The organism is Micromonospora sp. LOL_015 (genome assembly GCF_048060275.1).
Taxonomy (GTDB): domain Bacteria; phylum Actinomycetota; class Actinomycetes; order Mycobacteriales; family Micromonosporaceae; genus Micromonospora_E.
The window spans coordinates 1-9970 of sequence record NZ_JBHMIO010000083.1; the positions used below are offsets into that span (position 1 = coordinate 1).

Annotated in this window: 2 protein-coding genes and 1 pseudogene; 1 reads left to right on the forward strand and 2 read right to left on the reverse strand. The window is 70.3% G+C overall.

Annotated features, from left to right (window positions below; translation table 11 throughout):
• Positions 1 to 248, reverse strand: a pseudogene (locus ACFHWU_RS28050) (hypothetical protein); the annotation flags it as partial.
• 116 nt (positions 249 to 364) lie between these two features.
• Positions 365 to 3550, reverse strand: a complete 3186-nt coding sequence (locus ACFHWU_RS28055; RefSeq protein WP_416592156.1) for a DNRLRE domain-containing protein — start codon at positions 3548 to 3550, stop codon at positions 365 to 367.
• Positions 3551 to 3986: 436 nt separating this feature from the next.
• On the opposite strand from ACFHWU_RS28055, the gene ACFHWU_RS28060 reads away from it, so the two are divergent.
• Positions 3987 to 9970 (forward strand): ricin-type beta-trefoil lectin domain protein (locus tag ACFHWU_RS28060; protein ID WP_416592157.1); only part of this gene is annotated, 5984 nt, incomplete at its 3' end.

Consider the following 9970-nt stretch of genomic DNA (forward strand, 5'->3'; position numbering starts at 1 on the left):
CGTACCGGCATCCCCGACAGGGTCGAACCGACCTCCGCGTACGGGCTGCCCTGATGATCGGTTGCGACCGCCGCCAACTGGACCGACGCCGACCCGTAGGCGTACCGCAGCATGCCGCCACCCGGCACCGGGTAGCTGCGCTGACTGTTGACGTTCACCCCACCAGCGGCCACCGTGACCACCGCGTCAGCCAGGTGCAGCGTCGCCCGCCGGTCCTGCACGGTCAGCAACCGCGCCCCGTCCGGACCGCGCCACCGGCTACGCCAGGTGCAGTGCTCGAACAGCGGCGGCTACTGCTACGCCGGGATCTCTAGCAACGGCTCGACCCTTAGGTCGGCAGCGGACGTCGATGATGCGGCTGCGGTCAGCCGAGGCCCTTGGCGCCCGGATAGGCCACATCCGAAAGAACCTGTACGGCGGTGCCTGTGGCGGAGGTGGAGGGATGGTAGATCCGTAGTTGTCCGTCCGACGTCCACCGGGCCCACATGTCGGGTATGCCGTCGCCGTTGACGTCGGGGACGCCGATCACCAGATCGACGCTCGCGGCCGACCAGCCGGTGCCGAAGGAGACGTCACCGTCGCGGGAGTTTACTGCCAACTTCAACGAGTGCAGATCGACGCTACCAGCGACGGTGCCGGGTAGGCCGTGCCGCACAGACATTCTGCCGTTGTCCAAGTCGCGCCACAGTAGGTCCGGGGTTCCGTCCTGGTCGATGTCGGCCACGTTGACGATCTCCCTGCGGGCCCAGGCGGTGCCCTCCATCAGGGTCGCCTGCTGGAAGCTTGCTCCGGTGTAGCCGCTCAACGTCCAGAATGCGGTGCCGGCCCGCAGCGCCAGGTCGGGGTGCCCGTCTCCGGTGATGTCTCCGACGGCCTTGAGCTGGGTCCAGGTGGCCGGGTCCGGCGCGCCAGCCGGCAACCGCACCCGGATCCGGTCGTCGACGTCGAAGCTGCCGTACCCGTCGCCGGGGTAGATCCAGAAGCCGCCGTCGGGGGTGCGGACGAACAGGTCGGTGATGCCGTCGCCGGGGAAGGCGTCGCCGTACTTGGTGAGCAGCGCGACCTGGGAGGTCGCCGGGTCGTACCAGTGCCCGGCCGGGTCGAGCTGGCCATCGGCGCTGTACGACGCAGCCAGGGATCCGTACAGGGCTCCGTCGGTGTCGCTGGGATAGGTCCGCAGATTGCCGTCGGCGTCGATGATCGTCAGATCGGGTCGTCCGTCGCCGCCGGTGTCGCCCGGCCCGTCGGCGGTGTCGCGAGGCGGTACGTAGAAGGTGTGGTCGGTGCGGGCGCTCCGGTTGCCGGCCGCGTCGTACGCGTACACCTGCAGGGTGGTCGGGCCGGAATGTCGGGGTCGCAGATCGGGCACGGTCGCCGTGCCGGAGTTGGCGGTCACGTACGTCAGCTCACGCCCGCCGAGCGCGTAGCTGAACTGGGCGGCGTCGGCGGCGGTGAAGGTGACCGGACCGGTCTGGCCGAACTTCACCGTTGCCCAGGTCGCTCCGTCCGGGGTGGCGGCCAGGAACACGTCGCTGGTGACGGCCGGAGCCGGTGGCGCGCTGGCGTCGATCGTGATCCGACAGGGTTGATCACCTGGCGGGAAGTACCACGATGTCGCGCCGTCGGTGTCCTCGGACCGGACGTCCCAGGAGTAGGTGACGCCGTCCACCAGGCTGGTGGCGGGGATCGTCACGCTGCCCCGGCCGCTGCTCAGACTGGTGACGAGGGTGCCGGCGGGCACCGTACCGCCGGTGGGCCAGAAGCGGAAGCGCAGCCCGCGCAGGTTGCCGTCCGGGTCCGAGCCGGTGGCGGCCAGCACCAGGTTGGTCCGGGCGACGAGGGTGCCGCCGCCGGGCCCGGGGGCACAGTTTCCGCCGGGTGTGACGGTGCCGGCGGTCGGCTCGTTGGGGCTGCGGTTGTAGACCACGGTCAGCTCGGTCGCGCTGACCTGGAACTTGCGCCAGGTGTGGGTGTCGTCCTCGTCGGTGGCCCGCATGACGAAGGTGATCTGGGACCAGCCGTTGGTCGCGCCGGCCTGGGCACCCTGCTGCACGTCGAAGCTGACGTAGGCGTCGGCGCACTGGTTGCTGTAGCCGTGCGCGAACGACCGACGCTGCTGCTCGGAGATCCAGTCTGGCTGCTTCTTCCAGGTGGTGCCGGAGGAGATCGCACCGGTGAGCCACAGCCGCATCTCCCGGGCCTGGCAGCTCCACGAATGGTTGTTCAGCAGCCGCAGGCTGGCTGAACTGACCGTCGCGCCCTCGATGTTGCTGTTGAAGCCCATCCGCCAGAAGGTGCGGGCGCGCAGCGGCGTCTCCTCCTCGTAGCCGACCCGAGCGACGGTGGTGCCGTTGTTGAAGTTGGTGCCGTTCCAGGTGTTGGTGTTCGGGTGCTGGCTGTAGATGGTTGCCCACGCCTGGGTGGTGCTGCGCATCGTCGGGTCGAGGAAGACCGGGAACCGGACCTCGGCGTCGTCCAGCAGTCCGCTGGCCGCCGCGTCCAGCCGCAGTCGCGCTTCACCGGTGCCGTCGCCGTCGAGTGTGCTGGGCAGCTGGCCGATCTTGGAGCCCGGCTCGGCACCGCTGAGGCCGGACAGGCGCAGCACGTCGGTCGTGGTGGCCACCGAGGTACGCGGGGGCGCGTCGGGGTCGTCCGTGTTGCGTCCGGAGGAGTCCCAGCCGAACGGGGTGGGAATGGAGCTGATCTCCTCGTCGTCGGCCGGATCGAGGATCCGGACCCCGCCGGTGACCGGATCGTGCTGGAAGACAGCGGTCGCCGACCGCAGGCCGTAGTTGATCTGGCGGACCGAGTCCACCGTGGCCGCGTCGGGCGTCTTGACGATCAGCAGTTGGCCGACGCCGCCGTCGTCGCGTACCACCATCAGCAGGTCGACGCCGGGCAGCACGTCAGGGTAGAGCGCCCGGGGGCCGTCGAGCACCGGCTCGGGTAGCGGACCGGGCCAGGTGTACGTGATGGTGTGACCGTCGAGGTCCAGCTCGGCCAGCACCCGGTCAGTGGTGTCGGTGGTGTCGGCAGGTTGGTCGTCCGCCGCCGCGTACCGGTCGGCGGCCGCTCCGCCGCTGGAGAAGCGGACCGGTGCCGGAGCGTTGACCGGCCGTACGCCGAGACCGTCGGCGTCGTCGGCGACCCGGCTTCGGCCGGCTCCGTCGGCCCGGCCCTGCTCGGCCGCGCCGGTGCGGGTCAGGGTGGTGTCGAGTTCCGCCCACTGCCCGGTGGCGTCGCGGGCCCGCTGTGCGATGGCGTGGCTGGTGGTACGCAGTTGCCCGTCCGGTCTGGCCCAGGTGAGTGAGGTGGCGGTCGTCGCGGTGTCGATCAGCACCTCCTTGCCGGTGCGGCGGGCCTGGGCCAGGGCCGCTGAGTCGTCGAGCGGGCCGGCCGACGGTGCCGGGTCCGGGGCGACGAGTCGGTCGATGGTGGACCGCAGCCAGGGCAGCGTCGCGGCGACGAGCGCGACCACCAGCAGACCGATGGTCAGGGTGAGTCTGGTGCGCGTACGCGTGAATGGGCTGAGCAGGCGAGGCGCGGTCACTGCGGTCTACTCCCGTGGGACCCGGTGGGCAGGAACGATGTGGACACCACTGCGCCCGCTCGGCGGACACGGGGCAGAAGTCCGCACACGATCGCACGGACACCACCATCGACGCGCCCCTCTTTAACGTTATTAACCTGTTATATCCCACTGGTGCGCATCGCCACCCGCGGCGGAATGCGAGCCTTTGTCGGCTTTTGCTAGTGGCAACTCATCCATGTATTGCGATTTCAAAATCTCTATGCCTTGTGTGCAGATTGCCACCACAGGTGGAGATTGACCAGTGACGCAGTTCACTCAGATCCCTGCTGTCGGCCTGCCGCTCACTTGAGTGTCAGATCAACTTGACGCAGAGTGCTCACGACCGTGCCCCACACCCGGCGTGTGCTCTCGCGGTCCGTCCGCACCTTCTCTTCGCGCCTGGGAGTCAACGCGCATGCGTGGAACCGGTCCACAGTCCTGGCAGCTGGACCGCCGAGCCGCCGGTGACCGAACCGCCCGTACCAGAGCACGCCGGCTCGGCCGACGGCTTGCCAGCCGGGGCGGCACGCTCCTGCTGACGGCGGTCATGGTGGTGACGGTCCTGCCCGCGCAGGCGTGGGCGATACCCGGCCCGGGAATGAGCCGCGAAGCGATCGAGGTCGACCTGCCGGACATCCCGGACGCCGAACTGGTCGGCCAGGACGAATCTGCGGAATCCGACCTGACCACCGCCGACGAGGTGCCGGTGGTGCCGTACGAACCGCAGGCCGTGACCCCGTGGGAGTCCGGCGACGGCACCGTGGACCTCACCGGTCTGGCCGCGGGTGAGACGCTGCCCGTCGACGACCTGCCGGTCGCGCTCGGCGTACCGTCCGATGGCGACCCGGCCGATCTCGCCGGCAGCTGGGCTGTCGGCCTCGCCGCCCCCGAGGCGTCCCAGGCCGCCGGTGTCGCCGGCCTGATCATGAAGATCACCCCGCCGGCCACCGCCGACCCGGCCGCCGAGGTCGCGCTGACCGTCGACTACACCACCTTCGCCGACCTGTACGGGCCCCAGGCCGCCGACCGGTTCGGCTTCCTGCTGCTGCCCGAATGCGTCTACGACGCCCCGGACAGCGGCGACTGCGCCACCGCCGACGGCAGCACCGGCCGCAGCGCCGGACCGCAGGCCGGCGGTGCCGGCATCACCGGGACCGGCGAGTTCACCCCGGCACCGAGCCAGGTCTCGGTGGCGTCGACACGGCGCGTGGTCAGCGGCACCGTCCCGGTCAGCGCGCTGCTGGCGGGCGAACCCGCAGCGGGCCGGGCCACCACGTCCGCTACGTCGTCGAGTGTGGTCGGCGTCCTGGACACCGGCGCGTCGGCGGCCGGCGACTACACCGCCACCCCGCTGCTCTCCTCCGGATCCTGGGCGGCCGGTTCCTCCTCCGGTGCGTTCACCTACGGCTACCAGGTGCAGGTACCGGAGACCTCCGGCGGGCTGATGCCGCAGGTCAACCTGTCGTACTCGTCGCAGTCGGTGGACGGGCGGACCTCGGCCACCAACAACCAGGCCTCCTGGATCGGCGACGGCTGGGACTACGCCGCCGGGTCAATCACCCGCAGCTACGCCAACTGTCGGCAGGACTCGAAGAAGGCCGGCTCCAACAACGCCAGCCACCGCACCGGTGACCTGTGCTGGGGGTCGAACAACGCCACCCTGTCGCTGGGCGGAACGACCACCGAACTTGTCTTCGACGACGACGAGCAGACCTGGATCACCGCCAACGGCGACGGCTCCAAGGTGCAGCTACTCAAGGACTCCGGGCTGGCCAACGGCGACGCCGACGGCGAGTACTGGGTGGTCACCACCCGCGACGGCACCCGGCACCACTTCGGTCGGCACCGGCTGCCCGGCTGGTCGTCCGGCGACCCGGTGACCAACTCGGTGCTCACCGCCCCGGTCTACGGCAACCACCCGGGTGAACCCTGCTACCAGGCCGGCAACTGGGCCGGGTCGGCCTGCACCCAGGCGTGGCGCTGGTCCCTCGACTACGTCGAGGACGTCCACGGCAACGCGATGAGCCTGTGGTGGGCCAAGGAGACCAACTACTACGCCCGCAACTTCAACTTCAAGGACCCGGTCCGCTACGACCGGGGCGGCTACCTGACCCGGATCGACTACGGCCAGCGCGCCGACAGCGTCTACTCGGCCGCGCCGCTGGCCCGGGTCTCCTTCACCGTCGCCGAACGCTGCTTCGCTGAAGGCTCGCTGACCTGCACCGAAGCCAACTTCACCAGCACCGACCCGAGCAACTACCGGATCTGGTACGACACCCCGGCCGACCTGCACTGCACCGCTGGGCAGAAGTGCTGGAACGCCTCCCCGGCGTTCTTCACCCGCAAACGACTGGACCGGATCACCACCTCGGCGCAGCGGCAGCCCGGCAGCACCGCGCTGCAGACCGTCGACGAATACCGGCTCAAGCAGTCCTTCCCGATCCTGCGGACCGGGCTCAACACGGCACTGTGGCTGGAGTCGGTCACCCGTACCGGCTACGGCCGCAGCGGGAACCCCGACGACAAGATCGCCCTCAACGCGGTGCGGTTCGAAGCCAACCCCGACGACATGCCCAACCGGGTACGCCGCGACGACCGGCCCAACTTCTCCCGGCTGCGCATCGGCCGGGTCATCAACGAGTACGGCGGCGAAACGATCGTCACGTACAAGCAGCCGACCGGGGCCTGCGCCACCGGCACCGGCCTGCCCGGCAAGAACGACACCGCCGCGCTGAAGGCCAACACCCGGCTCTGCTACCCGTCCTACTGGCACCCCGACCCGGCAGTCGAGGACATCGACTGGTTCCACAAGTACGTCGTCGACACCGTCGAGGAACTGCCCGCCGTCGACGGCGCCTACCCCACCGTCACCCGGTACTCCTACGCCGACGCCGGCTGGAAACTCGCCGAGCAGGAGTTCACCAAGAAGTCCACCCGCACCTACTCGCGGTTCGCCGGCTTCGGCCAGGTCACCGTCATCACCGGCGACGACGACCCGGCCATCGGCAGCCGCCGGAGCAAGTCCGTCACCCGGTACTTCCGCGGCCTGGGCGACACCGTCGACGTCCACGACATCGACGGCGTGTTGATCGCCTCCGACGCCGAGCCGTTCGCCGGCCGGATCGCCGAGGAACTCACCTACACCAGCGCCGACGACGCCGACACGGCGTGGCTGACCCGCAGCGTCACCGTGCCGGCCGCCACCGAACTCGCCCGGCGGAACCGCGACGACGGACTCAGCCCGCTACGCGCCTGGCGGGTCACCGAACCCCGGCAGATCACGTACACCCGATCCTCCGGGACCGGCGACGACACCCGCACCCAACGGGTCGTCGAAGCCCGCACCACCTACGAGGCGACGTACGGGCTGCCCACGCACGTCGAGTCCCGAGGCGACACCGGCCGCCCCGGCGACGGGTCCTGCACGTACGTCGACTACCTGCACCGAGCCGACCAGCACGTCATCGGGATGACCCGCCAGCTGCGGACCAGCCCGACGCTGTGCGCGGACGCCGACTTCGACGACCTGACCACACTCAGCTCGGCCAGCCGGGTCGGCTACGACGGCCAGCCGTACGGCACCGCCCTCGCGGCGTCGACCCGGGCCCTGGTCACCGGCTCCTGGTCGTTGAAGGCCGACGGGTCCGGTTTCCAGAGCGACGGCACCGTCGCCTTCGACGCGATCGGTCGGGTGGTGTCCCGCACCGATCCGGACGGTAAGACCTCGACGACCACCTTCGAACCGGCCACCGGGCAGGCCTACGAGGTCGTCGAACGCAACTCGCTCGGCCACGAACAGACCGTCGAGGTCGACCCGGGTCGCGGTGTCGCCGTACGCAGCACCGACCCGAACGGGCACGTCAGCCAGTCGACCTACGACCCGCTCGGCCGGCTCGTCGAAGTCTGGGCGCCCGGACGTACCCCGACCGCCGGCGCGGTCCCGGACTTCAGCGCCGAATACCACCTGCCGGCCGGCAAACCGCCGTACGTGGTCACTCGCAGCCGCGGCCACGAGAACCGGGTCGAAACCGCCGTCACCCTCTACGACGGGCTCGGCCGGGAACGGCAGAGCCAGCAGGATGCCGTCGGCGGCGGCCGGCTGATCAGCGACACGCTCTACAACACCTCCGGTGAGGTGTGGCAGACCAACAACGCCTACTACGTCGAGGGCGTACCGAGCGGCGGGCTGTTCACCCCGCTCGCCGACACCGCCGTGCCGAACGCCACCCGCTACACCTACGACGGTCTCGGCCGGGTCGTCACCGAGATGCCGGTGCTGCGCGGCACGGAAGCACCGGAGCGGGCAACCCGCTACGAGTACGGCACCGACCACTCCACCGTGATCAACCCGGCTGGCTCGCCGTCGTACCGGACCTACTCGGACGCCATCGGCCGCACCGTCCGGGTCGACACGTTCACCGACGCCGCGCGCACCGAGTTCACCACCATGCGGTACGGCTACCACCCGCGCGGCCAGCTGGCGTCGGCCACCCACTCCGCCGACCCGGACCGCCCGTGGACCTGGAGCTACGACCAGCGTGGCCGGCTCGTCACCGCCAACGACCCGGACTCCGGCAGCACGACGCTGACGTACGACCACCGGGACCGGCCGCTGACCTCGACTAACGCGCGTGGCGTGACGGTGTGGAACGGTTACGACGAACTGTCCCGGCCGACGCAGCAGCGGCTCGACGGGCCGAGCGGGACGTTGCTGGCCGAGTACGGCTACGACACCGCGCCGGGTGGCATCGGGCTGCCGGCGGCCGCGACCCGCTACACCGACGGGTTGGCGTACACGCAGCAGGTCGGTGGTTACACCGACGACTACCAGCCGACGTCGACGACGTTGACGTTGCCGCAGTCGGTCGCCGACATGTGGGGTCTGGCGGAGTCCTACACGTACGGCTACGCGTACACCGACACCGGGCTGCCGGCGTCGGTCGACCTGCCGGCGGTCGGTCGGATGCCGGCCGAGCAGGTGCTGGTCCGGTACACGGCCGACGGGTTGCCGCTGTCGGTGTCCGGGCAGGACTGGTACGGCGCGGAGACGGTCTACTCGCCGTACGGGCAGGTGCTCCGGTCGACGTTGGGCACTCAGCCGCACCGGGTGTGGACGACGACGTCGTACGACGACGCCAGTGGCGCGTTGACCGATCAGCGGGTGTTCCGGGAGCAGACCGGTGATCAGGCGGTCGTCGGCGGGAACCTGGTGTCGCACCGGTCGTACGGCTACGACGCGGCCGGTAACGTCACCGCGATCCGGGAGCACGCCGCCGGTATTCAGGAGCGGCAGTGTTTCGGCTACGACCCGCTGGGCCAGCTGACCGAGGCGTGGACGGCGGCCGACCAGACCTCGTGCGCGGTGGCGCCGGCTGCCGCGTCGGTGGCGTCCGGTGCGGACGGGGCCGGCTACTGGCAGGAGTACTCCTATGACCTGCTCGGTAACCGGTCGGAGCTGGTGGAGAAGGACCTCGGTGGTGACACCGGGAAGGACGCGACGACGACGTACGGCTACGGCGGCGCGGACGGGGCGCAGCCGCGGACGTTGACGTCGGTCCGTAAGGATTATGTGACGCCGGCGGGTGCGCAGGTGACGGCCGAGGCCGAGCGGTTGTACGAGGCGACCGGTGAGACGCGGTCGGTGCGGTCGGTGTCTTCCGGTGACGTGCAGGAGCTGACCTGGACCTACGACGGTCAGGTGGAGCGGATCGCCGGTCAGGGCGGTGGCGGCGAGACCGCCTATGTGGGTGTGGTGGGCAAGTGCCTGGACCTGCAGGCGGGGTTCGCGGTCTCCGGTCAGCAGGTGCAGTTGTACGAGTGCAACGGCACGACCGCGCAGCGGTGGTCGTTCACGGTGGTGGACGGGCAGCCGGATTCCGATCTGGGCACGTTGCGGGTGTACGACGACTGGTGTGTCCAGCCGGACGGGGACACGACCGGGTCGGCGGTCCAGCTGCGTGCGTGTGACGGCACCGCGGCGCAGCGGTTGACCCGTACGGCGGTCGGGCAGTTGCGGCACACCGGGTCCGGTCTGTGTCTGGCGGTCGATGGTGGTGCGACCGTGAACTCGACGCCGGTCGTGTTGGCCGTGTGTGATGCTGCCGCGACCGGTCAGGTGTGGTCGGCGCAGGACGAGACCCGGCACGTCTACGGTCCGGACGGGGCGCGGTTGCTGACCGTGCAGGACCGGCGGGCGACGCTGCACCTGGCCGACGCGGTGGTCACGGTGGCCGCTGGTGGGGTGAACGTCAACAGTCAGCGCAGCTACGCGGTGCCGGGTGGCGGCGTGCTGCGGTACGCCTACGGGTCGGCGTCGGTCCAGTTGGCGGCGGTCGCGGCCGATCATCAGGGCAGCCCGTACGCGGAGGTCGGTTCGACCCTGTCGGGGATGCCGGTACG